Annotated in this window: 23 protein-coding genes, 1 pseudogene and 1 riboswitch; of the genes and pseudogenes, 12 read left to right on the top strand and 12 right to left on the bottom strand. The window is 71.8% G+C overall.

The window, feature by feature from the left end:
• Window positions 1-4 precede the first annotated feature (4 nt).
• Together ACFYZJ_RS26545 and ACFYZJ_RS26540 are read left to right on the top strand one after the other, a co-directional pair.
• Window positions 5-1411 (top strand): NAD(P)/FAD-dependent oxidoreductase, encoded by a 1407-nt coding sequence (locus ACFYZJ_RS26545; RefSeq protein ID WP_388571897.1) that lies wholly within the window; start codon window positions 5-7, stop codon window positions 1409-1411.
• A gap of 21 nt (window positions 1412-1432) precedes the next feature.
• The gene (locus ACFYZJ_RS26540) at window positions 1433-1921 is read left to right on the top strand and encodes a GNAT family N-acetyltransferase (protein ID WP_388571895.1); all 489 of its coding nucleotides are present in this window, start codon (window positions 1433-1435) and stop codon (window positions 1919-1921) included.
• On the opposite strand, the gene ACFYZJ_RS26535 is transcribed toward ACFYZJ_RS26540, so the two are convergent.
• From ACFYZJ_RS26535 to ACFYZJ_RS26525, 3 genes are all read right to left on the bottom strand, one after another.
• Window positions 1918-2682, bottom strand: a complete 765-nt coding sequence (locus ACFYZJ_RS26535) for a PP2C family protein-serine/threonine phosphatase (protein WP_388571893.1) — start codon at window positions 2680-2682, stop codon at window positions 1918-1920. The two genes, ACFYZJ_RS26540 and ACFYZJ_RS26535, sit on opposite strands and share 4 nt — an antisense overlap.
• Window positions 2683-2716: 34 nt before the next feature.
• Complete coding sequence (locus tag ACFYZJ_RS26530) at window positions 2717-2902, bottom strand: hypothetical protein (protein WP_388571891.1); 186 nt, start codon at window positions 2900-2902, stop codon at window positions 2717-2719.
• 84 nt (window positions 2903-2986) lie between these two features.
• Entirely contained in the window at window positions 2987-3661 is a 675-nt protein-coding gene (locus ACFYZJ_RS26525) for a pentapeptide repeat-containing protein (protein ID WP_388571889.1), read from the bottom strand.
• A 50-nt stretch (window positions 3662-3711) separates the two neighbouring features.
• On the opposite strand from ACFYZJ_RS26525, the pseudogene ACFYZJ_RS26520 reads away from it, so the two are divergent.
• Window positions 3712-4260 (top strand): annotated as a pseudogene (locus tag ACFYZJ_RS26520) (zinc-binding dehydrogenase); the annotation flags it as partial.
• 27 nt (window positions 4261-4287) lie between these two features.
• Here ACFYZJ_RS26520 and ACFYZJ_RS26515 read toward each other — a convergent pair.
• The 3 genes from ACFYZJ_RS26515 to ACFYZJ_RS26505 all read right to left on the bottom strand — a co-directional run bounded on the left by ACFYZJ_RS26515 (window position 4288) and on the right by ACFYZJ_RS26505 (window position 6008).
• Window positions 4288-4788, bottom strand: a complete 501-nt coding sequence (locus ACFYZJ_RS26515) for a hypothetical protein (RefSeq protein WP_388571887.1) — start codon at window positions 4786-4788, stop codon at window positions 4288-4290.
• A gap of 13 nt (window positions 4789-4801) precedes the next feature.
• Window positions 4802-5314, bottom strand: a complete 513-nt coding sequence (locus tag ACFYZJ_RS26510) for a GNAT family N-acetyltransferase (RefSeq protein WP_388571885.1) — start codon at window positions 5312-5314, stop codon at window positions 4802-4804.
• 118 nt (window positions 5315-5432) lie between these two features.
• The gene (locus ACFYZJ_RS26505; protein WP_388571883.1) at window positions 5433-6008 is read right to left on the bottom strand and encodes a TerD family protein; all 576 of its coding nucleotides are present in this window, start codon (window positions 6006-6008) and stop codon (window positions 5433-5435) included.
• A 151-nt stretch (window positions 6009-6159) separates the two neighbouring features.
• On the opposite strand from ACFYZJ_RS26505, the gene arfB reads away from it, so the two are divergent.
• A complete protein-coding gene (gene arfB, locus ACFYZJ_RS26500; RefSeq protein WP_388571882.1) occupies window positions 6160-6597 on the top strand; it encodes an alternative ribosome rescue aminoacyl-tRNA hydrolase ArfB in 438 nt (145 codons plus the stop codon).
• A 709-nt stretch (window positions 6598-7306) separates the two neighbouring features.
• Here arfB and ACFYZJ_RS26495 read toward each other — a convergent pair.
• Window positions 7307-7882: a flavin reductase family protein gene (locus tag ACFYZJ_RS26495; protein WP_388571880.1), complete on the bottom strand. Its 576-nt coding sequence runs from the start codon at window positions 7880-7882 to the stop codon at window positions 7307-7309.
• A gap of 374 nt (window positions 7883-8256) precedes the next feature.
• Between ACFYZJ_RS26495 and cdgB the strand changes: the two genes are divergently transcribed.
• Entirely contained in the window at window positions 8257-9933 is a 1677-nt protein-coding gene (gene cdgB, locus ACFYZJ_RS26490; protein ID WP_388571878.1) for a diguanylate cyclase CdgB, read from the top strand.
• 117 nt (window positions 9934-10050) lie between these two features.
• Window positions 10051-10986: a CBM35 domain-containing protein gene (locus ACFYZJ_RS26485; RefSeq protein WP_388571876.1), complete on the top strand. Its 936-nt coding sequence runs from the start codon at window positions 10051-10053 to the stop codon at window positions 10984-10986.
• A 10-nt stretch (window positions 10987-10996) separates the two neighbouring features.
• Here the strand turns inward: ACFYZJ_RS26485 and ACFYZJ_RS26480 are convergent, their stop codons facing one another.
• From ACFYZJ_RS26480 to ACFYZJ_RS26470, 3 genes are all read right to left on the bottom strand, one after another.
• Window positions 10997-11926 carry a 1-phosphofructokinase family hexose kinase gene (locus ACFYZJ_RS26480; protein ID WP_388571875.1) on the bottom strand — a complete coding sequence of 310 codons (930 nt, stop codon included), beginning with the start codon at window positions 11924-11926 and terminating at the stop codon, window positions 10997-10999.
• A 156-nt stretch (window positions 11927-12082) separates the two neighbouring features.
• Window positions 12083-13225, bottom strand: a complete 1143-nt coding sequence (nagA, locus tag ACFYZJ_RS26475; protein ID WP_388571873.1) for an N-acetylglucosamine-6-phosphate deacetylase — start codon at window positions 13223-13225, stop codon at window positions 12083-12085.
• Complete coding sequence (locus tag ACFYZJ_RS26470) at window positions 13225-14169, bottom strand: ROK family protein (RefSeq protein WP_388571871.1); 945 nt, start codon at window positions 14167-14169, stop codon at window positions 13225-13227. Before ACFYZJ_RS26470 ends, nagA begins: the two co-directional genes overlap by 1 nt.
• A 105-nt stretch (window positions 14170-14274) precedes the next feature.
• On the opposite strand from ACFYZJ_RS26470, the gene ACFYZJ_RS26465 reads away from it, so the two are divergent.
• The 3 genes from ACFYZJ_RS26465 to otsB all read left to right on the top strand — a co-directional run bounded on the left by ACFYZJ_RS26465 (window position 14275) and on the right by otsB (window position 17136).
• On the top strand, window positions 14275-15567 hold the full coding sequence (locus ACFYZJ_RS26465; RefSeq protein WP_388571869.1) for an extracellular solute-binding protein: 1293 nt from the start codon (window positions 14275-14277) through the stop codon (window positions 15565-15567).
• Between the two features lie 47 nt (window positions 15568-15614).
• The gene (locus ACFYZJ_RS26460) at window positions 15615-15842 is read left to right on the top strand and encodes a DUF3263 domain-containing protein (protein WP_388571867.1); all 228 of its coding nucleotides are present in this window, start codon (window positions 15615-15617) and stop codon (window positions 15840-15842) included.
• A gap of 448 nt (window positions 15843-16290) precedes the next feature.
• Window positions 16291-17136, top strand: coding sequence for a trehalose-phosphatase (gene otsB / locus ACFYZJ_RS26455; protein WP_388571866.1), 846 nt, complete (start codon window positions 16291-16293; stop codon window positions 17134-17136).
• Between the two features lie 65 nt (window positions 17137-17201).
• On the opposite strand, the gene ACFYZJ_RS26450 is transcribed toward otsB, so the two are convergent.
• Complete coding sequence (locus tag ACFYZJ_RS26450) at window positions 17202-18635, bottom strand: trehalose-6-phosphate synthase (RefSeq protein WP_388571864.1); 1434 nt, start codon at window positions 18633-18635, stop codon at window positions 17202-17204.
• A gap of 96 nt (window positions 18636-18731) precedes the next feature.
• Window positions 18732-19676: a glucosyl-3-phosphoglycerate synthase gene (locus tag ACFYZJ_RS26445; protein WP_388571862.1), complete on the bottom strand. Its 945-nt coding sequence runs from the start codon at window positions 19674-19676 to the stop codon at window positions 18732-18734.
• Window positions 19677-19871: 195 nt separating this feature from the next.
• A riboswitch (SAM riboswitch) is annotated at window positions 19872-20015 on the top strand.
• Between the two features lie 18 nt (window positions 20016-20033).
• Here ACFYZJ_RS26445 and thrC point away from each other — a divergent pair.
• The 3 genes from thrC (at window position 20034) to ACFYZJ_RS26430 (ending at window position 22295) form a co-directional block, all read left to right on the top strand.
• Window positions 20034-21314, top strand: coding sequence for a threonine synthase (gene thrC / locus ACFYZJ_RS26440; RefSeq protein ID WP_388571860.1), 1281 nt, complete (start codon window positions 20034-20036; stop codon window positions 21312-21314).
• A gap of 52 nt (window positions 21315-21366) precedes the next feature.
• Window positions 21367-21642: a MoaD/ThiS family protein gene (locus tag ACFYZJ_RS26435; protein WP_029387398.1), complete on the top strand. Its 276-nt coding sequence runs from the start codon at window positions 21367-21369 to the stop codon at window positions 21640-21642.
• 449 nt (window positions 21643-22091) lie between these two features.
• The gene (locus ACFYZJ_RS26430) at window positions 22092-22295 is read left to right on the top strand and encodes a cold-shock protein (RefSeq protein WP_004986573.1); all 204 of its coding nucleotides are present in this window, start codon (window positions 22092-22094) and stop codon (window positions 22293-22295) included.
• The last annotated feature ends 318 nt before the right edge of the window (window positions 22296-22613 follow it).

Genomic DNA, 22613 nt, shown 5'->3' with positions numbered 1-22613 from the left:
GCGCATGAACAGTGCGGTGACTGGCGTCGTCAACGGCGGCGTCTCCTTCTGGTACGCCGACGACGGCCTCCCCCAGCCCCGCGAGCCCCTCGCCGGGGACGCGTCCGCCGATGTGGTGATCGTCGGCGGCGGCTACACCGGCCTGTGGACCGCCTACTACCTGAAGAAGGCGGCACCCTTCCTGCGCATCACCGTCCTGGAGCAGAGGTTCTGCGGCTACGGCGCCTCCGGCCGCAACGGCGGCTGGCTCTACAACGGCGTCGCGGGCCGCGACCGGTACGCGAAGCTGCACGGCCACGAGGCCGCCGTACGCCTGCAGCAGGCGATGAACGACACGGTCGCCGAGGTCGTCCGCGTCACCGAGGAGGCGGGCATCGACGCGGACGTGCACGTCGGCGGCGTCCTGGAGGTGGCGTACACGCCCGCGCAACTGGCCCGGCTGAAGGCGTTCCACGAGCGGGAGCTGACCTACGGCGAGAAGGACCGCGAGCTGTACGGCGCCCGGCAGACCGCCGAGCGGATCAGGGTCGCGGACGCGGTCGGCTCGACCTGGACCCCGCACGGGGCGCGGCTGCACCCGGTGAAGCTGGTCAAGGGCCTCGCGGCGGCCGTGGAGGCGCTCGGCGTGACGATCCACGAGCACACTCCGGTCACCGAGATACGCCCCAAGCACGCGGTGACGCCCTACGGCACGGTCCGCGCCCCGTACGTCCTGCGCTGCACGGAGGGCTTCACCGCCTCCCTGAAGGGGCAGCGGCGCACCTGGCTTCCCATGAACTCCTCCATGATCGCGACCGAGCCGCTCACCGACGCGCAGTGGGAGCGGATCGGCTGGGAGGGGCGCGAGACGCTGGGCGACATGGCGCACGCCTACATGTACGCCCAGCGCACCGCCGACGGCCGGATCGCGCTCGGCGGCCGCGGCGTCCCGTACCGCTACGGCTCCCGCACGGACAACGACGGCCGCACGCAGCCCGCCACCGTCGAGGCGCTGTACGACATCCTGGTCCGCTTCTTCCCGTCGCTGGCCGGGATCAGGGTGGCCCACGCCTGGTCGGGAGTGCTCGGGGTGCCCCGCGACTGGTGTGCCACGGTCACCCTGGACCGCTCCACGGGCCTCGGCTGGGCGGGCGGCTATGTCGGCTCGGGCGTCGCCACCGCCAACCTCGCCGCCCGCACGCTCCGCGACCTCGTCCAGCAGGACGCGGGGCAGGCGGGGGCGACGGAGCTGACGGCGCTGCCGTGGGTGAACCACCGAGTGCGCAAGTGGGAGCCGGAGCCGCTGCGTTGGCTGGGCGTGCACGGCATGTACGCCACGTACCGCACGGCGGACCGGCGCGAGAGGACGACGCCCGGTACCGAGTCCTCCCGCCTGGCACAGCTGGCCGACCGGGTCGCCGGACGTCACTGACGCCTGTGTTTGACTGCCTGCATGATTCGCACCGCGACACCCGACGACATCCCCGTCATCCACACCATGATCCGCGAACTCGCCGCCTACGAAAAGGCACCCGACGAGGCGCGGGCGACGCAGGAGCAGCTGAGCGAGGCGCTGTTCGGCGCGCGCCCGGCAGCCTTCGCGCACGTCGCGGAGGACGGCGGGGGACAGGTCGTCGGGTTCGCGCTGTGGTTCCTGAACTTCTCCACCTGGCGGGGCGTGCACGGCATCTACCTGGAGGACCTGTACGTCCGCCCGGAGGCCCGTGGCGCCGGCCACGGCAAGGCGCTGCTGACGGAACTGGCCCGTATCTGCGTGGAGCGCGGCTACGAGCGCCTGGAGTGGTCGGTGCTGAACTGGAACCGCCCGTCGATCGACTTCTACGAGGCCCTGGGCGCCCGCCCGCAGGACGGGTGGACGGTGTACCGGCTGACGGACGGGGCGCTGGCGGAGCTGGGACGGTCCGCGGAGCGCACCGCCTAGTCGTCCTGGTCGCCGGCCACGCGGACCACCGCGAGAGTGATGTTGTCGGGGCCGCCCGCGCTGATGGCGGCCTTCCACAGTTCGAAGGCGGCCCGTCCGTCGTCGTGCTCCCGCAGCACCGCGTCGATCGTGTCCTCCGGCACCGGATCCGTGAGGCCGTCGGTGCAGACGAGATAGCGGTCGCCCGGTGACAACGGCGTGGCCCGCACATGCGGGACGACGGCACGGAAGTGCGGGGAGCCGCCGAGGCACTGCGTGACCAGCGAGGTGGTCCGCTGCCCGGGCGCCAGGGGCGGGCTGTCGTCCACGCTCACCTGTCGCAGCCCGCTCGGCGGCGCCGCGAAGACCCGGCTGTCCCCTACGTTGAAGACCAGCAGTTCCTCGGGCAGCAGGACCGCACCCGCGACGGTGGTGCCCATCATCGCGAGGCCGTGGCCCTCCTCATCGCCGCCCTCGGCAGCCGCGTAGACGGCGCGGTTGCAGGAGTCCACGGCGCCCCGGACGGCTTCCTCACTGCCCAGCGCCGGCCCGAGGGCCGCGAACCGCCGCGCCACCAGCGCGCTCGCCACCTCGCCCCCGGGGTGCCCGCCGAGCCCGTCGGCCACGGCGACGACCAGAGGCGTCCCCAGCGGGAAGACCAGCGTCTGGGGGTTCTCGGTGACGGTGGCGCACAGCGTCCACGGCCCGGCGACGAGACTGTCCTCGTTCTTGTCCCGCAGCAGGCCCGGGTGGCTGAGCGCGCTGACCGCGACATACGACACCGAAGGCCACCGCCGATCACCGGATCACCCGTGGTCAGAGGCGATTCGGCCCCTGCTCGTCCCCGCGCTCGCCCTCCGCCTGGGACGGCTCGGTGCGGGGTACCTCCGGGTGCTGCTCCATGGCGCTGCGCTCGCCGGGCTCGTCGCGCTCGCCCTCGGCCTGCGACGGGGTGTGCGAGTAGAGCCAGGTGTCGTAATCCGAGGCTCCGGATGACTTCATGGCAGGCCTCCTTCGTCGATCCACCTCCATGGTCCACCTTCCGGGGTGCCCAGGCGAGCCATGGCTCCATGACCGGAGTCCGCCTCAGTCCGCCTCCGCCACCCGCAGCCCCATCGCCGCCGCCAGCACCGGAGCGAGGTCCAGCAGCTGCGCATGGCTGATCGCCGCGCCGGACAGGCGGTCGATCCCGCGTGTGACGTCGAGCTCCGCCGCGCGGCGCAGGTCCACGTCCACCAGGGTGGCCGCCGTCAGGTCGGCTCCCTTCAGTACGCAGTCCACGAACTCCACCCGCTCCAGCCGGGCGCCCCCGAAGTCCGGCTCGATGAGGACACAGCCCTCGAAGACCACGTCCTTCAGCCGCGCCGTGCGCAGATTCAGGTAGTCGATCTTGCCGCCGCGCACCAGGACCCGCTCCAGCACCGCCCCGTGCAGCTGTGTCCCGCCGAGCCGGGCGTCCACCAGCTCCACATCGCGCAGGGTCGCCTCCGCGAGGTCCGTGCCCACGCCCCGTATCCCCGTGAGGACCGAGTCCAGCACGCGCGCGTGGTGCAGCCCCGTCCCGTCCAGCGCGCACCCCGTCAGCGCACAGTCCATGAACCGGGCGCCCACGCCGTCCTGCCCCCCGAGATCCGCGTCCCGGAACTCCAGCCCGTCGTAGTCCCCCTCCGGCACCACCTCCCCGTCCGTCCACGCCACCAACTCCGGCAGCCGCACCTCCGGCCGCCGCGCCGCCTTCACCACCCGCGCCTTCCGCACCATGCCCCCATGCTGCACCTCGCCACTGACAATCGCCCCGACCTGCGACATCGCCTCGCTCCGTGGCGCTCGTCCCGGCCGCCGCGGGCGGTATCGGCACCCTCCTCGTGCAGTACGCCCGGCACGCCGGCGCCACCGTGATCGGGCTCGCGGGCGGGCCGGAGAAGGTCGCGCGGGTGCGGCAGAACGGCGCGGACCTAGCCGTCGACTACACGGACCCGTCCTGGGCGGGCCGAGTCGAGGAGTATCGCGGCAGGGTCACCGTGCTCTTCGACGGGGTCGGCGGTGCGGTGGCCCGGACCGCCGTGGGACTGCTCGCGCCGGGCGGCCGGCACCTCGTGTTCGGGTGGTCCGCCGAGGGCATCCGCGGTGGTCGGCCGTATCTCGTCGAGGGCGTCTCCGAGCAGGTGCTCGGCCCCGCGATGCTGCGGAAGGCGGGCGGCGCCGACCCGTTGCGCACCCTGGAGGAGCGCGCCCTCGCCGAGACCGCGGCCGGCCGCCTGGTCCCGGCCGTCCAGCGCTTCCCGCTCGCCGAGGCGGCCGCGGCCCACCGGGCCCTGGAGACGCGGGGCACGGTCGGCAAGGTGGTGCTGGAGCCGTGAGAGCGGCCCCCGCGTCCGGGGCCGGTTTCAGGGGACGCGCGGGAAGCGGGCCTGCAGCGTCCAGATCGCCGGGTTCTCGGCGAGGTCCTCGTGCAGGTCGGTCAGGTCGGCGATCAGGTCGTGCAGGAAGTCGCGGGCCTCGCGGCGCAGTTCCGCATGGGAGAACGTCAGCGGGGGCTCGGCCGGCGGCAGCCACTCCGCCTCGATGTCCACCCAGCCGAAGCGGCGTTCGAACAGCAGGCGGTCGGTGGACTCGGTGAAGTCCAGCTCCGCGTGCTGCGGCCGGGCGGCACGGCTGCCGAGCGGGTCCCGGTCGAGCCGCTCGACGATGTCGCACAGCGCCCATGCGAAGTCGAGCACCGGCACCCATCCCCAGGCCGTGGACAGCTCCCGGTCCGCCTCGGTGTCGGCGAGATAGACGTCACCGCAGAACAGGTCGTGCCGCAGGGCGTGGACGTCCGCGCGGCGGTAGTCGGTCTGCGGGGGATCGGGGAAGCGGTTGGAGAGGGCGTAGCCGATGTCGAGCACGGGGGCGATGGTGTCACAGGGCCTTGCGCAGCACGGCGCACGGGCGGCCCCGGTCACGGTCCGGGCGACGGCCGATGACCTCGTAGCCGAGGGCCGTCCAGAAGGCGAGGCCCGCGGGGTTGTTCTCGAGCACGGCGAGACGTACGGCGGTGCGGCCCGCGGTGCGCAGCCGGTCCTCCACCAGGGCCGCCAGTTGCCGTCCGTGCCCCTGCCGGTGCAGAACCGCGTCCACCATCAGCAGGCCGATCCACGGGTCGGGGTCGGCCGGGTCGGGGTGGTGCGCGAGGGTGATCGCCATCCCCACGAGCCGCCCGAAACTGCGGGCGAGCAGCACCTCCACGTCGGGGTGCGCCAACTCGTCGGCCAGCGCGGCCGCCACCTGCTCCGGGCGGATGTCGTCCGGGTCGGGGAAGTCGCCGCTGAGGGCGTGGAACTCCCGGTTGGAGGCGTAGAGCGCGGTGAGTTCGGTCAGCAGCTCACCCGGGAGGCCGTGCTCGGGGCTGAGGGGGAGGGGCTCGAGGATCACCCCGGCAACGTATCGCGGACGGCTCGGGGGCCGGGAATCGCCGGAGCCCCGGCCTTCATGGCCGGGGCTCCGGTCACGCACTGGGCGTGGCCCCGCGAGAAGAGCTCGTAGGACTCCGTCAGACGTTCACGCCGAAGTCCTTGGCAATGCCCACCAGGCCCGAGGCGTAGCCCTGGCCGACCGCGCGGAACTTCCACTCCGCGCCGTTGCGGTACAGCTCGCCGAAGACCATGGCGGTCTCGGTGGCCGCGTCCTCCGACAGGTCGTAGCGGGCGATCTCCTGGCCGCCGGCCTGGTTGACGATGCGGATGTACGCGTTGCGTACCTGGCCGAAGTTCTGCGCGCGGGACTCCGCGTCGTAGATGGACACCGGGAAGACGATCTTGTCGATGTCGGCCGGGAGCGCCGCCAGGTTGACGTTGATCGCCTCGTCGTCGCCCTCGCCCTCGCCCGTGCGGTTGTCGCCCGTGTGGACGATCGAGTTGTCCGGGGTCTGCTTGTTGTTGAAGAAGACGAAGTGCTGGTCCGAGTAGACCTTCCCCTGGGCGTTGACCGCGATCGCGGACGCGTCGAGGTCGAAGTCGGTACCGGTGGTGGTGCGGACGTCCCAGCCGAGGCCCACGGTGACGGCGGTCAGGCCCGGAGCCTCCTTGGTGAGCGAGACGTTGCCACCCTTGGACAGGCTTACAGCCATTGTTGGGAGTCCCTTCCCTCGTTGCGTGTGCGGATGAAGCTACCGCCACCTCTAGCAACGCCAAGGGGGGTACCCGCGGTTCCGGGTTCCTTTACCTTTTTTACCTGCCGTTCGGAAATCGGGATGACGCGGGCCGGGCGGAGCGGGGAACATGGACGGCATGTCCGGTCCTTACGTCGTCCGCGGCTCGGTCTCGCTCCCCGAGGCCGAGCTGATGTGGCGTTTCTCGCGGTCGTCGGGGCCCGGCGGGCAGCACGTCAACACCAGTGACACCCAGGTGGAGTTGCGTTTCGACCTCGCCAGGACCCAGGCGCTGCCCGCGGTGTGGAAGGAGCGGGCGCTGGAGCGGCTCGCGGGGCGCCTGGTCGACGGCGTCCTCACCGTACGGGCCTCCGAGCACCGGTCGCAGTGGCGCAACCGGGAGGCGGCGGCCGTACGCCTCGCCTCCCTGCTCGCCGAGGCGACGGCACCGCCGCCGCGGCCTCGCAAGCCGACCCGCATCCCGCGGGGGATCAACGAGCGACGGCTGCGCGAGAAGAAGCAGCGGGCGGAGACGAAGAGGTCACGTTCGGGTCGGGACTGGAACTAGTGCCGCGACGGGGCGAACGTTGCCTGCCGCGGCACCAGGCGCGTCGTCACGGGCTCCGCTCATAATCCGGAATCCTCCGCCCGAAGCCCGAAGCCCGAAGCCCGAAGCCCGAAGCCCGAAGCCCGAAGCCCGAAGCCCGAAGCCCGAAGCCCGAAGCCGAAGCCCGAAGCCGAAACCCGGCACCCGAAGCTGAAAGCCGGTACCCGTACCCGTACCCGGTACCCGGTACCCGTACCCGTACCCGGTACCCGTACCCGTACCCGGTACCCGTACCCGTACCCGGTACCCGTACCCGTACCCGGTACCCGGTACCCGAAGCCGGTACCCGAAGCCGGTACCCGAAGCCGGTGCCCGGTGCCCCGTGCCCGAAGCCGAAAGCCGGTGCCCGGTGCCCGAAGCTGAAAGCCGGTGCCCGGTACCCGGAATCCGAAAGCCGGTACTCGGTACCCGAAGCCGGTGCCCGGTACCCGAAGCCGGTGCCCGGTGCCCCGTGCCCGAAGCCGAAAGCCGGTGCCCGGTACCCGGCACCCGAAGCTGAAAGCCGGTACCCGGTGCCCGGTACCCGGAATCCGAAAGCCGGTACTCGGTACCCGAAGCCGGTGTCCGGTGCCCGGTGCCCGGTGCCCGAGGCTTAAAGGCGGTACCCGGTACGCGGAATCCGAAAGCCGGTACCCGGAATCCGAAGTCCGACGTCCTCTTCGCGAATCCATCACCCCAAGTGCCGGTACCGCCCCCGGAAATACATCAACGGCCCGCCCTCCGCACTCGGCACCCGTGCCGTGAGCACCCTGCCGATCACCAGCGTGTGGTCGCCCGCCTGCACCCGTTGTTCCGTGCGGCACTCCAGGTTCGCCAGCGCGCCGCCGACCAGCGGGGCGCCGGAGGCCTCGCCGCGGACGTAGGGGATGTCCTCGAACAGCAGGCGGTCGCTGACGCGGCCCTTCATCGCGAAGCGTCCCGCGATGTGCCGCTGGCTCTCCGAGAGGATCGACACCGCCCACAGCGGCTGCTCGGCGAGCAGGTCGTCCATGCGGGCGCCCTCGCGCAGGCTGACCAGGACCAGGGGCGGGTCCAGTGACACCGACATGAAGGCGGTCGCCGTCATGCCGACGTCCTCCCCCTTCGGCCCCTCGGGGTCCAGCGCGGGCTCGTGCGAGGTCACCAGGACCACCCCCGCGGCCAGCCGGGACATGGCGGCGCGGAACTCGTCGTTGCTCACCCCCTCAGCATGCCCGGCGGAGGGCGGCACGGCGGTCACGGACGGGACAGCAGAAGTCTTGAGCACGTCAAGAACGCTAGCCTCCGCCTCCGGCCGCCCACATCGGGCCCGGGCCCGAACCGCGGCCTAGGACCAGCGACGGACGTCGTAGGATCTCAACTCTGCACAGGGGTCCGGATCGAGGTCCGTGCGTTCGGCGGGAACACCGGGAAAATGCGGAACCCCTCCTTAATTGTTCATCTTTGGCTGTGACTTGAGTCACAGGAAGCGTATTTTGTTGACCCTGTGTACCTAGTGGGCAGCGCGCTGTGATTCAGTGGCGGAGACGCTGCACGATGCTATCCGGGGAGTACTCCGAGTAGCGTGCCGCGGAAAGCCGGGAGAACGGTGGTACGCCGACGCGTCCCTGGAGTTGCTGCGAGATCTCGAGGGGAGGGCGAATGGAGACCGAGTCGGAGCCGTATGTCCGTCTTGCGACCCTGCGGCAGCTGCACCAGGTGATGGCGGACATGAACACCGCCCGCAGCCTGGCGGACACGCTGCAGACGGTCGCCGACGGGATCGTGAACGGCCTCGGCTACGAGCTGGCGGCCGTCAACCTCGTACGCCCGGACGGCGACCTCGTCGTCGCCGCGCTCGCCGGGAACTCCGCCGCGGAGGCGCTGATCACCGGCCGTGTCGGCTCCCGCGCCTCCTGGGAGCGGCGCCTCAGCATGGGCGAGGCCTGGGGCACCCTGCGGTTCATACCCCACACGGAGGGCTGGATCCTCGACGAGGACGACGTGCCGCAGTGGTACACCGACGGTCCCGAGCCCCGCTTCGAGGACGAGTGGCACCCCTCCGACCGCCTCTTCGCGCCCATGTACACGCCGGGTGTCCAGGGCAGCTCCTGCGGCGAACTCCTCGGCGTCATCTCCGTTGACCGGCCGCGCAACGGGCGGCGGCCCGGCGCCTGGGGCCGCGAGGCGCTCCAGATGTACGCCTTCCACGCCGCCATCGCCATCAGCAACGCCCGTCTGCGGGCCAACATGCAGCGGGCCCTGGTCCGCCTGGAGCGGGAGCAGCAGGCCCTGCGCGCCAGCGAGGAGTCCTTCCGGCAGGCGTTCGAGTACGCGCCCTCGGGCATGGCCATCGCCGAGATGGGCGGCGACCAGCACGGCCGGATCCTGCGCACCAACGACGCGCTGTGCCGCCTGCTGGGCCGGCCCGCCTCCGCGATGCGCCGCTACTCGTTCTCCGACCTCGTCCACCCCGAGGACATCGGCACCCTGCTGCGCACCTCCGCCGAGGGCGGCCGGGCCGAACTGCGCCTCGGCCGCCGGGACGGCACCTACGTATGGGTGTCCCTGCGCAACTCCGTCGTCGCCGACGCCGCCGACGGGCCCCGCTTCCTGCTCACCCACGTCGAGGACATCGAGGAGCGCAAGCGCCGCGAGCTGCAGCTCGCCCACCGCGCCTCGCACGACTCGCTCACCGGTCTGCCCAACTCCGCTGAGCTGCGCGCCCGGCTGTCCGCCCGGCTGTGCCGGCGCCCGCAGTCGTTGCCGCCGAGTGCGGCGGACTCCCTGGACGCCGCGTACGGCGACGGGTTCGCGACCGACCACCCGGCCGTCCACGACATCGGGCACGCCTTCGACCTCCACGCCGGCCCGGGGCCGTACGACGGCTTCGACCACCATGTGCACACCGTCGCCCCGGACAGCGGTGGCGACGACGGCACCAAGGGCCTCGCGGTGCTCTTCTGCGACCTCGACGGCTTCAAGTCCATCAACGACCGGTTCGGGCACAACGCGGGCGACGCCGTCCTCATCGAGGTCGCCCGCAGACTCAGCCGCGGGGTGCGCGACGGGGACACGGTGGCCCGGCTCGGCGGTGACGAGTTCGTCGTGCTGGCCGACGGGCTCGGCAAGGCCGACGCCCAGGACCTCGCCGTCCGTCTGCGCAACGAGATCATCCAGCCGATCCGGGTCGACGGCCGCGCCATGCGGGTCGGCGCGAGTTTCGGCATCGGCTGGGCACACTGCGGCATGACGGCGGACGAAGTGTTGAAATCTGCTGACGAGCGGATGTACGTAGAGAAACGGTCTCGTCCCAAACAGCACAGGCGTGCGGGGTAAACCGCAGGTCAACCCTTGGGTGATGGGAACAACAGCCGTGTCCGGTCCGGGAACCGGGTAGGCTCGCCATTCAGCCATGTACGCATCTGGACCCGCACCTGTTGAGGAGACCTAGGGATGACGCCCGGCAACAACGGCGCGAGCACGCCCGAGGACGACGACCCGTTCGGCTACCTCTACGCCGACGGTCAGGCCAACGGCGCCCAGCCGCCCTCCGGCGGCTACGGCTACCCGGGCTCCGTCAACAGAGTGCGCACGGTGGGCCAACGACAGTACGGCCAGCCGCAGGCCCAGACGGCCGCCTACGGCCAGGTCCCGCAGCAGCAGTCGTACGGCCAGCCGAACGCGCACTACGCGGCTCCGGAAACGGTGCCGGGCGGCGCCCCGACGACCCGTCAGTCCCCGACGGCCCCGCCGTCCGGCGGCCGCGGTCGGGGCCCCAACACCAAGGGCCTGCTGATCGGCGCGATCGCGGTGGTCGCGGCGGTCGTCATCGGCATCGGCGTCGCCATGATCACCGGCGACTCGAACGACGGGAAGAAGAGCGACCAGGCGGCGTCCACCCCGTCGACCGCGCAGAGCGCGTCCCCGAGCCGGTCCTCCACCCAGCAGTCCGCGCAGGACGGCAAGCTGCCGACGATCGACGCGAAGGCACTGCACCTGGAGGGCGGCGCCACCACCGCGTCCGACGTCAAGGGCGCCAAGGCCGACGGCGGGACCTACGTCGGGAACTTCAACCACGTCGGCGCCGCCGTGACCTGGACCGTCGACGTCCCCTCCACCGGCAAGTACACCCTGCACACCGGCTACGGCGTGCCCGGCGTCGACGCCACCGCCACCCTGACGATCAACGGGACGGCGCAGACCACTCCCATGGGCCTGAAGAACTGGGCGCAGGCGCCCCAGGGCGACTGGGAGAAGGGCTGGACGAAGACGTACAACTGGATCGAGCTCAACAAGGGCACCAACACGATCCGGATCTCCTGCGAGCAGGGGAACCAGTGCAACGCCAACCTCGACCAGCTCTGGCTGACGAACGGCTGGTCGAAGTAGGCCCCGCCGGCTACGCGGCCGTCGTCTCGGCGGTCACCGCGACCTGGTCCAGCAGCTCCGCGTAGGCGCGGCGGTCGAACTCGCCCGCCGCCGGGGCGAGTACCGTCGCCGCCGACAGGGCCACCGCCCGGGCCAGGCGCTGCGGCCACGGCAGGTGTTCCACCAGGCCCGACAGCAGGCCCGCGACCGCCGAGTCGCCCGCGCCCGTCGGATTGCCCTTCAGGCGGCGGGGCGGGGCGGCCCGCCAGCGGCCGTCCGTGTTCACGGCGAGCAGGCCCTCCGCGCCCAGTGAGGCGACCACCGTGTGCGCCCCGCGCCGGCGGGCGTCCCTCGTCGCCTGCCACGGCTCGTGGGAGCCGGTCAGTTCGGCCAGTTCGTAGGCGTTCGGCTTGACGATGTCGGGGCGGGCCGCGACCCCGCGGCGCAGCGGCTCCCCACCGGTGTCGAGCAGCACCGGGGCGCCCGCCGCCCGCGCGGTGCGCACCAGGTGGGCGTACGCCCCCACGGGCACGCCCGGCGGCAGGCTGCCGCACAGGGCCACCGCGGCGGCGGAGCGCACCAGGTCGTCGTACGCCTCCTGGAAGGCCGACCACTCGGCCGGCGTTATCACCGGGCCCGGTTCGTTGAGCTGGGTGGTGTCGCCGGTCGAGGCGTCGACCACCGCGACGGTGCGCCGGGTGACGCCCTGCACCGGGACCAGGGCGTCCACGACACCGTGCGTCCGGCTGAGCTGGTCCCGCAGCGAGCGGCCCGTCGCGCCGCCCGCGAAGCCCGTGGCGGTCACCTCGTGACCGAGTGCGGCGAGCACCCGGGCCACGTTCAGCCCTTTGCCGCCGGGCCGTTCGGTCACCTCGGTCACCCGGTGCGAGGTGCGCGGCCGCAGCTCCCGCACGCGATAGGTGATGTCGAGAGCGGTGTTCAGCGTGACCGTCAGGATCACGTGGGGACCTCCCTCGCGGGTCGTGCCGGCGCGGTCCGTGGGCCCGGAATCGAGAGTGCGCCTGCCGTCGGCGGTTGCGGAGGCTCGATCATGCCAAAAGAGTCGGCGGTCGGCCCAGTCCCGGGTCCGACGGCCGTACGCCAACAAACGGATGAATCACCGCAGTTGGGGACCGACCACCCACTCCCCGCGGCGCATCACGCCCTTGAGGCGGAAATCGTCGTCCAGCAGCACCAGGTCGGCGTCCTTGCCGGGCTCCAGGGAGCCCACCCGGTCGTAGACGCCGAGCAGCTTCGCGGGGCCCGCCGAGATGGCCGTGACGACGTCCTCCACCGGCAGCCCGTCCACGGTGACCGCCCGGTGGAACGCGCGGTCCAGGGTGAGCGTCGAGCCCGCGATCGAGCCGCCCTCCACCAGCCGGGCCACCCCCGCGCGGACCTCCACCTCGAGCGGGCCGAGCATGTACCGCCCGTCCCCGATGCCCGCCGCGTCCATGGCGTCGGTGATGAACGCCACCCGCCCCGCGCCCGCCTGACGGAACGCCAGTTGCAGCGCCGCGGGGTGCAGATGGACCCCGTCGTCGATCAGCTCCACCGTGATCCGCTCGTCCTCCAGCAGGGCGGCGATCGGGCCGGGGGCGCGGTGGCCGAGCTGCGGCATCGCGTTGAACAGGTGGGTGGCGACCGTGGCGCCCGCGTCGATGGCCTGAACCGTCTGCTCGTACGTCGCGTCCGTGTGCCCGATCGCCGCGATCACCCCGTGCTCGACGAGCAGCCGTACGGAGTCCACGCCGCCGGGCAGCTCGGTGGCGAGCGTCACCATCGCGGCCCGGCCGCGCGCGGCGTCGATCAGCTTGCGCACCTCCGCCGGGTCGGGGTCGCGCAGCAGCGCCTCGGAGTGCGCGCCCTTGCGGCACGGCGAGATGAACGGCCCCTCGAAGTGGATGCCGGCGATGTCGCCCTGCTCGGCCAGCTCCGACAGCAGGCCGGCCTGCTGGACGAGGACGTCCATGTCGTCGGTGACGGTGGAGGCGACGAGTGTGGTGGTGCCGTGCTCGCGGTGGGTGCGCAGGGCCTTCAGGACGTCGTCGGCCGACCCGGAGAAGGACGCACCGCCGCCGCCGTGGTTGTGGATGTCCACGAAGCCGGGGACCAGCCAGTGGCCGCGTACGTCGATGATCTCGGCGCTCTCGGGGGCGGACGCGGCGATGCGCGTGCCCTCGACGACCAGGCGGCCGTCGTCGACGACCCCGCTGGGCAGTACCACCCGGGCACCGGCGAGAACCTTCGTGGTGGCCATCAGACGGTTACCTCCGCAGGGTCAGTGGTTTCGAGGAGATCCCAGGCCAGAAGCCCGGCACCGAGGCATCCGGCCGCATCCCCCAGCGTGGCGGGGACGATCGGCGGCAGCTTCTGGAAGGTCACGCGCCGGCGCACGGCCGCGCGCAGCGGTGTGAACAAGGTTTCCCCCGCCTCGGCGAGCCCGCCACCGATGATCAGGGTGCGCGGGTCCAGCAGGGTGAGCGCGGTCACCAGGCCGTCGGCGAGGGCGTCCACGGCGTCCTGCCAGACCTTCCGCGCACGTGGGTCCCCCGACGCCACGGCCTTCGCGCAGTCGGCGGCGTCCGCCTCCGGGGCACCGGCCGCCTCGGCCCACGCCTCGCCCACGGCGGCCGCGGACGCGTACCGCTCCAGACAGCCGCGCTGACCGCACGGGCACGGGGTCCCCTCGGGCCGTACGACGATGTGCCCGATCTCGCCCGCGAAGCCGTGCGCCCCGGCCTCCATCCGGCCGCCGATGCCGATGGCGCCCGCGATCCCGGTGCCCAGCGGCACGAACAGGAACCGGTCCGCCCCCCGGCCCGCGCCGAGGCGCCCCTCGGCGAGCCCGCCGGTGCGCACGTCGTGCCCGAGCGCCACGGGCACCCCGCCGAGCCGGCGGCTCAGCAGCGCCCGCAGGGGCACGTCGCGCCAGCCGAGGTTGGCCGAGTAGGCGGCGACACCCCGCTCGGCGTCCACGATCCCCGGGACGGCGACGCCGGCCGCGGCCGGGGGTTCGCCCAGGTGGCGCTCGCCGTGCGCGCGCAGCTCGGCGGCGAAGGCGAGCACCGACTCCACCACGGCGTCCGGCCCGCGCTCGCGTCCGGTGGCCCGGCGCGCCCGGTGCAGCAGCTCACCCCCGGCCCCCACGAGGGCGGCCTTCATCCCGGTGCCGCCCACATCGAGGGCGATGACATGTCTCACAGGAACAGTGTCGCTCCTGCACCCCGAAGAGGTCTAGTCCACTCCGGGTGGTGTAGACCTTATCTTTTGGATATTCCGAATGACGAGACGGCAGGGCTAGAGCAAGTGCAGCGACGCGGGACGCACAGGACGGCATGGGGCAGGGGTCTGATCGCGGCGGTGTCCGCCCTCGGCATGACCGGAGCCCTGGCGAGCTGCGCGGGTGCGGTGGGCTCCGGGGGCGTCACCCTGCGGCTGGTGGCCGCGGACTACGGGGACTCGCCGGCGAACAGCTCCAAGAAGTACTGGGACCAGCTGGTCAAGGACTTCGAGGCGGAGCACTCCGGGATCAAGGTCGACGTCAGCGTCTACTCCTGGAACGATGTGGACCGCAAGGTCAAGGAGATGGTGGACCGGGGTGACGCCCCGGACATCGCCCAGATAGGGGCGTACGCGAACTACGCGGCGGCGGGCAAGCTGTACCCGGCCGACGACGTCCTCTCGATCCCCGTCCAGGCGGACTTCGTCTCCGAGCTGACCGATGCCGGCAAGGTGAACCGGACCCAGTACGGCATGCCGTTCGCCGCCTCCACACGGATCCTCTTCTACAACAGGACACTGTTCTCCGAGGCCGGTATCACCACCCCACCGGCGAGCTGGAGCGACCTTGCGACGGACGCGCAGCTGCTCAAGGCCAAGGGCGTGAAGTACCCGTACGCGCTGCCGCTGGGCCCCGAGGAGGCGCAGGCGGAGACGATGCAGTGGCTGCTCAGCGGCGGTGACGGCTACCTGGACGGCTTCGGCTCCTACGCCCTGGACTCCCCGCCGAACGTGGCCACCTTCACCTGGCTCAAGGACAACCTGGTGGGCAAGGGCCTGACCGGCCCGGTGGCACCGGGGAAGCTGAACCGCGCCGACGCCTTCGCCGCGTTCACGCGCGGCGAGGTGGGCATGTTGAACGGCCACCCCTCCCTGATGAAGATGGCGCGGGCCAAGGGCGTGAAGTTCGGCATGGTGCCGATGCCCGGGATCAACGGCCGGGCGAAGTCGACCATGGGCGTGGCGGACTGGATGATGGCGTTCCAGCAGCACGGCCACAAGGACCAGATCCGTGAGTTCCTCGACTACGTGTACAGCGAGCAGAACGTGCTGTCCTTCTCCCGCGAGTACGACCTGCTGCCGGTGACCAGCTCCGCGCAGGAAGCCATGGCGCAGTCGTCCGAGGACCAGGACCTGAAGCCGTTCCTCCAGGAGCTGCCGAGCGCGGAGCTGTACCCCGTCGGCAAGACGTCCTGGGCGACGGTCAGCGCGGACATCAAGAAGCAGATAGGCAAGGCGGTCGCTCCGAACGGCAACCCGGCGGCGATCCTGGGCCAGCTGCAGCGGGCGGCCGTGACGGCGGACAGCGCGGCCCACTGACGGTACGCACGGGGGAGCGTGTCGGACCGACCGGTTACGGTTCCGGCATGGACGACTTGAACCCGAGAGAGAAGGCCATCCTGGCCCTGGAGGGCCGCGGCTTCTCCGGGCCGGGGGCCAAGGAGCGGGCCATACGCGAGGAGCTCGGTCTCGCCCCCGTCCGCTACTACCAGCTGCTCAACGCCCTCCTCGACGACCCCAGGGCCCTCGCCCACGCCCCGGTCACCGTCAACCGCCTGCGCCGCGTCCGAGCGGCGCGCCGCGCGGAACGCTGAGCGCGCCCGCCCGTGAGCCGCGTCGGGCCGGGCGTCGATCCGTGCCCGGGGCGGACCGGCGGGCGGGCCGCATGGTGGGCGTTGGGGTGGTTCTCGTCCATGGTCGTGTTCGGGGTGGGCGGGCCGCAAGGTGGGCGTTGGGGCGGTTCTCGTCCATGGTCGTGTTCGGGGTGGGCTGGTGGGTGGGCCGTGAGGTGGGCGTTGGGGCGGTTCTCGTCCATGGTCGTGTTCGGGGTGGGCCGGTGGGCGGGTCGCAAGGTGGGCGTGTCCGGCGGGTCCGGCCCACGGTTCGGGCCCGCGGCGGGCCGGAAGACGCGCGTCAGCCGGTCCCTGCCGACCCCGCACCCGGGGCGGATCGTCCATCGGCCGCGCGGATCGTGGGGCGCGCGCCCGGCGCGCCCCCGTGACCCGTGGGTGCGCCCGGCCGTGCGCCGATAGGGTCGGACCCATGGGCAGCCACACGGACTCCTTGCCGACGCCCGCCACTCCGGCCGGGCGCGACGGTCTCGACGCCATCCTCGCGCGGCCCGAGCGGGCCGTCCTCGCCTTCGACTTCGACGGGACGCTCGCCCCGATCGTCCCCGACCCCGACCAGGCCCGCGCCCACCCGGACGCGGTCCCCGCCCTCGCGGCCCTCGCCCCGAAGGTCGCCTCCGTGGCGGTCGTCACCGGCCGCCCGGCCGGCGTCGCCGTCCGCCACGGCGGCTTCGGGGGTGTCCCCGGGCTCGAACACCTCGTCGTCCTCGGCCACTACGGCGCCGAACGCTGGGACGCCGGCACCGGCACCGTCACCGCCCCGGCCCCCCACCCCGGAGTCGCCGCGGTCCGCGCCGAACTCCCCGGTTACCTGGACGAGATCGGCGCCTGGCGTGGCACCTGGATCGAGGAGAAGGGCCGCGCCGTCGCCGTCCACACCCGTCGCGCCGAGGACCCGCAGGCCGCGTTCGAGGCCCTGCGCCAACCCCTCGCCGACCTCGCCGCCCGCCACGGCCTGATCGTCGAACCCGGCCGCATGGTCCTGGAACTGCGCCCGCCGGGCATGGACAAGGGAGTGGCCCTGTCGGAGTACGTCCGCGAGACCGGCGCCGAAGCGGTCCTGTACGCGGGTGACGACCTCGGCGACCTGCCCGCCTTCGCCGCCGTCGACACACTCCGCGCCGACGGCGTCCCCGGCCTCCTGGTATGCAGCGGCAGCGACGAGGTCACGGAACTGGCGAAGCGGGCGGATGTGGTGGTCGACGGCCCGCGGGGGGTCGTGCAGCTTCTGAGGGCATTGGCGCGAAGGCTCGATTGAGAGCGCCCCATAGGGGCGCGGGGAACTGCGCGAGAACCCCCCACCGGCCCGCACCCGTAAACGCCTCAAACCCCAAGCGCAGCCAACTGATCCAAGAACCACCGGGCCGGTGGCAGCGCCGTGGCCTGCGCAGCAAGCCGCTTCGAGCGCTCCGCCCGCTCACCCCCCGGCATCGACAACGCCTCGTGCAGCGCCGCCGCCGTGCCCTCGATGTCGTACGGGTTCACGGTCACCGCGTCGTCGCCCAGCTCCTCGTGCGCCCCGGCCTCCCGGGACAGCACCAGCGCGCAGCCCTGGTCGGAGAGGACCGGAACCTCCTTGGCGACGAGGTTCATGCCGTCGCGGATGGGGTTCACTAGGGCCACGTCGGCGAGCCGGTACGCGGCCAGGGAGCGCGCGAAGTCGTCCTTGACGTGCATCTCGACCGGGGCCCAGCCCGGCGTCCCGTACCGCTCGTTGATCTCCGCGGCCACTCGCTGGACCTCCACCGTGTAGTCCCGGTAGACGGCCAGGTCCTGGCGGGACGGGTACGCGAAAGCGACGTGCACCACCCGTTCGCGCCACTCGGGGTGGGACTCCAGCAGCTCCTCGTACGCCAGCAGGCCCCGCACGATGTTCTTCGACAGCTCCGTGCGGTCCACCCGCACGATCGCCTTGCGCCGGCTCCCGTCGGGGGCTGTGCCGATCTGCTCCCGCAGGATCGCCATCCGCTCGTCCACGTCCGGCTGGTGCGCCCGCCTGCGCAGGAACTCCGCGTCCGCGCCCAGACCGTGCACCCCGATCCGCGTGCCCCCGAGCCCGCCGACGAGCGCCTTGCAGCACGCGGTGAACGCGTCCGCCCAGCGCTGGGTGAGGAACGCCGCCCGGTCCGCGCCCAGGATGCCGCGCAGCACCTGCGCCGCGACGTCGTCCGGCAGCAGACGGAAGTAGTCCGGCGGGGCCCACGGGGTGTGCGAGAAGTGCCCGATCCGCAGGTCGGGGCGGAGTGCGCGGAGCATGCCGGGGGCCAGGGTGAGGTGGTAGTCCTGGATCAGGACCGCCGCGCCCTCGGCCGCCTCCTGCGCGAGCGCCTCGGCGAACGCCCGGTTGTACGCCTCGTACGACGCCCACTGCCGCCGGAACTCCCGGCCGAAGACCGGCTCGAGCGGCGTCTGGTAGAGCATGTGGTGCACGAACCACAGCACCGAGTTCGCGATGCCGTTGTACGCGTCCGCGTGCACGTCCGGGGCGATGTCGAGCATCCGGACCCGCTGGCCGCCGGTGTCGGCCGGATCCAGCGCGCCGCCCGTGCGGCGCACGGCCTCGCGGTCGCCGTCGTTCAGGGCCGCGCAGACCCAGACCGCGTCCGCGTCCGGGCCGATCGCCGACAGGCCCGACACCAGGCCGCCTCCGCCGCGTTTGGCGGTGAGCTGCCCGGAATCGTCCAGCGCGTACGAGACGGGGCCGCGGTTGGAGGCGACGAGGATGCGGGCGCCGTGCACATGCTGCGTGGAAGCCATGCCACGAAACCTAGCCCGAGCCGAAAACGCTCAAACGTACGGTTCGGCCGTATGCGGAGCCGTCTCCGCCATGTCCGGCGCCCGGCCGCGCACCACTCAGGCCACTTTCCGTTCCATGTATTCGGCGATCTCCGCCATCGGCGGCCTCTCCTCGGTGTCCACGGAGTACGTCCGGGGCTCGAAGCCGTCCGCGCCCCGCTCGAACTGCGTGAGGGCCGGGCGGATCAGATGGCCGCGGGCCAGGCGGAGCTGGGCCGTGCGGTAGATCGCGGCGGCCATCCGGCCGAGCGCCTGGCCGTCCTGGTGGCGGTGCTTGCGCACACCGACGTCGACCTGGGCCAGCGCGTCCAGGCCCACCAGGTGCAGCGCGTCCACCAGCATGCCCAGCTCGACGCCGTACCCGACCGGGAAGGGGAGCCGTTCCAGCAGGGAGCGGCGGGCGGCGTACTCGCCGCCGAGCGGCTGGACGAATCCGGCGAGCTGCGGCCAGTGCATGTTGAGCAGCGGGCGGGCCATCAGTTCTGTGACGCGGCCGCCCTGTCCCGCTGCACCGCCGAGCGGCCGGTCGTACATCGCCTTCACCAGGTCCACGTCCGGGTCGGTGAGCAGCGGGCCCACGATCCCGGTCACGAAGTCCGACGAGAACTCCTTCAGGTCCGCGTCGACGAAGCAGATGATGTCCCCGCCGGTGACCAGCAAGGAGCGCCACAGCACCTCGCCCTTGCCGGGCACGGCCGGTATGCGTGGCAGGATCGCGTCCCGGTGCACCACCCTCGCGCCGGCCGCGGCGGCGACCTGGGACGTGCGGTCGGTGGAGCCGGAGTCGACGACGACGATCTCGTCGACCAGCGGAACCTGCCGCACGAGGTCGTGGCGGATGACGGAGACGATCTCGCCGACCGTCTCCTCCTCGTTGAGCGCGGGCAGCACGACGCTGACCGAGGAACCCGAGGCTCGTTTCGCGGCCATGATCTGGTGGAGCGGGCGATCGGTGACGGACCAGGAGCGGGTGCTCAGCCAGCGCTCGACTTCTTCCAGCACAGTCTGCGGCTCCTCACATCGGTACGGGCGTGGGGGGTGAGTCGGGGAGGGTCAAACGGGTCTCTCTTGTGATCCATCTCGCGGTTCGGACGACTATCTCAACTCTCCCGGCCGTCGGTTACAGTCTTGAACAACGCCGGTGACCATCGCATGTCGGGGTCCCTCGCGGCCCGCGCCGGCGAAACAACCACATACAGCTCATCCAGAGGGGCAGAGGGACACGGCCCGATGAAGCCCCGGCAACCCTCCAGTCGGCTCTCGTCTTCGCAGGCGGGGCTCCCGGCTAGGGAAGGTGCCAATTCCGTCTCACGGCGAGGTGCGTCGTGGGGAAGATGAGGAGAAAGGGCCTCGCCTGACATGGCTGTGCAGACTGTTGCAAGCACCACCGACTCCGTGAACCTCGGCCCCGCTGCGGCCCTGTCCTGCCGCGAGTGCGGCCACCGGGTGCCGCTCGGTCCGGTCTTCGCCTGCGAGGAGTGTTTCGGCCCGCTCGAGGTCGCCTACGACTTCTCCGGCTACGACACCGAGGAGCTGCGGAAGCGGATCGAGGCGGGCCCCGCGAACATCTGGCGCTATGCGCCGCTGCTGCCGGTCCCGGCGGACGTGGCCGACAAGCCGAACCTCAACCCGGGCTGGACCAAGCTCGTCAAGGCCGACAACCTGGCGCGGGAGCTGGGCGTGACCGGCGGGTTGTATGTGAAGGACGACTCCGGTAACCCGACGCACTCCTTCAAGGACCGCGTGGTCGCCCAGGCGCTGGAGGCGGCGCGCGTCTTCGGCTTCACCACCCTGTCCTGCTCCTCCACCGGCAACCTCGCGGGCGCGGTCGGCGCCGCGGCGGCCCGGGCCGGGTTCCGCTCCTGTGTCTTCATCCCGCACGACCTGGAGCAGGGCAAGGTCGTCATGGCCGCGATCTACGGCGGCGAGCTCGTCGGCATCGAGGGCAACTACGACGACGTGAACCGCTTCTGCTCCGAGCTGATCGGCGACCCGGCCGGCGAGGGCTGGGGCTTCGTCAACGTCAACCTGCGGCCGTACTACGCGGAGGGTTCCAAGACCCTGGCGTACGAGATCGCCGAGCAGCTCGGCTGGGAGCTGCCGGACCAGATCGTGGTGCCGATCGCCTCCGGCTCGCAGCTCACGAAGATCGACAAGGGTCTGCAGGAGCTGATCAAGCTGGGGCTCGTCGAGGACAAGCCGTACAAGATCTTCGGCGCGCAGGCCGAGGGCTGCTCGCCGGTGTCGGTGGCGTACAAGGCGGGCCACGACGTGGTACGGCCGCAGAAGCCGAACACGATCGCCAAGTCGCTCGCGATCGGCAACCCGGCCGACGGTCCCTACGTACTGGACATCGCCCGCCGCACGGGCGGTGCCGTGGAGGACGTGACGGACGAGCAGATCGTGGACGCCATCAAGCTCCTCGCCCGGACCGAGGGCATCTTCGCCGAGACGGCGGGTGGCGTGACCGTCGGCGTCACGCGCAAGCTGATCGAGAACGGTGTCCTCGACCCGTCGAAGACGACGGTCGTCCTCAACACCGGGGACGGTCTGAAGACGCTGGACGCGGTGGCCGGCACCGGGCTGACCGCGACGATCCGCCCCACCCTCGAGTCCTTCCGCGAGGCCGGTCTCGTCTGACCTCCGCCCGCGCCAACCCACCAGCCGTACCCCGACCGGAGGTCACCCCCCGATGAGCGTCACCGTCCGCATCCCCACCATCCTGCGCACCTACACCGGCGGCCAGGCCGAGGTCACCGCCGAGGGCGCCACCCTCGCCGAGGTCATCGCCGACCTGGAGAAGAACCACACCGGTATCGCCGCCCGTGTCCTGGACGACCAGGGCAAGCTGCGCCGCTTCGTCAACGTGTACGTGAACGACGACGACGTCCGCTTCGAGCAGGGCCTGGAGACGGCGACCCCGGACGGTGCGGGCGTCTCCATCATCCCCGCGGTCGCGGGCGGCTGACGGTGGCTCACCCGCGCGATCATTACCCTCGGTAACGCGCGTCACTCACCGTTCATCGAATTGCCCTCTCCGTGAGAGAAACGGAGGGGGCAATTCTGCATGGTTGAGCGCGGTACAGTTGGGGAACGCGCTCCCGGTCTCCCCTTCCGGGTCCGCGAACCTCTGCCGCGCGCCCGACAAGAAGCAGCCAAAGTGTGCGGGGCTTTTGCGCCATTCATTCCCTTTGCCGGGCCCGACTTGCCCTGAAATCTGGTGAATTCTCGGTATATTCCCGACCGGCCGCACCCCGAATTCTCGTCCGATTGACCTGTTGCAGACGGCAGTTGGACAGATACATTCAGCCGCGGTCGACGCGTTCCGGCGCACGCCCCCAACCGTTGGGGGGTGAGGTCTGACCCGGATCCGCGAAGTGTGGATCTGTGCAAGGGCCAGTAATAGGGGAGTTAGGCATGGCTCAGGGCACCGTCAAGTGGTTCAACGCGGAGAAGGGGTACGGCTTCATCGCGGTCGACGGTGGTGCGGACGTCTTCGTCCACTACAGCGCGATCCAGATGGACGGCTACCGCACCCTGGAAGAGGGCCAGCGGGTCGAGTTCGAGATCTCGCAGGGTCAGAAGGGCCCGCAGGCGGACATGGTCCGCGTGACCGCCTGATACAACGCGCCGACGACTGAACTGTTCGACGTGTCGAGGGGCTCGCATCCCGTCCGGGATGCGAGCCCCTCGGTCGTGTCGGGCCACCGTCCCCCAGGGGGCGCGCAGCGGCGTCCACCTGCGGATCATGCTCCCGAGTTCACCTTCCGATACCCCAAGGCGGCTTGCACTCGGCAGGGTCGAGTGCTAATCATTGGCGTTAGCACTCTGAAGGTGAGAGTGACAACAGAAGGACCGGGTCGGTGAGGCCGCGGGCCGGGTGGGGCAAGGAACCTCCGGCCGGGGCCGTCCGTCGCGGGCGCGGGCGCGGTCCGAAGT

Origin of the sequence: Streptomyces sp. NPDC001848 (genome assembly GCF_042891915.1) — a bacterium.
In the GTDB taxonomy this organism is placed as follows: Bacteria; Actinomycetota; Actinomycetes; order Streptomycetales; family Streptomycetaceae; genus Streptomyces.
This window is presented reverse-complemented; position numbering and strand designations above follow the sequence as displayed.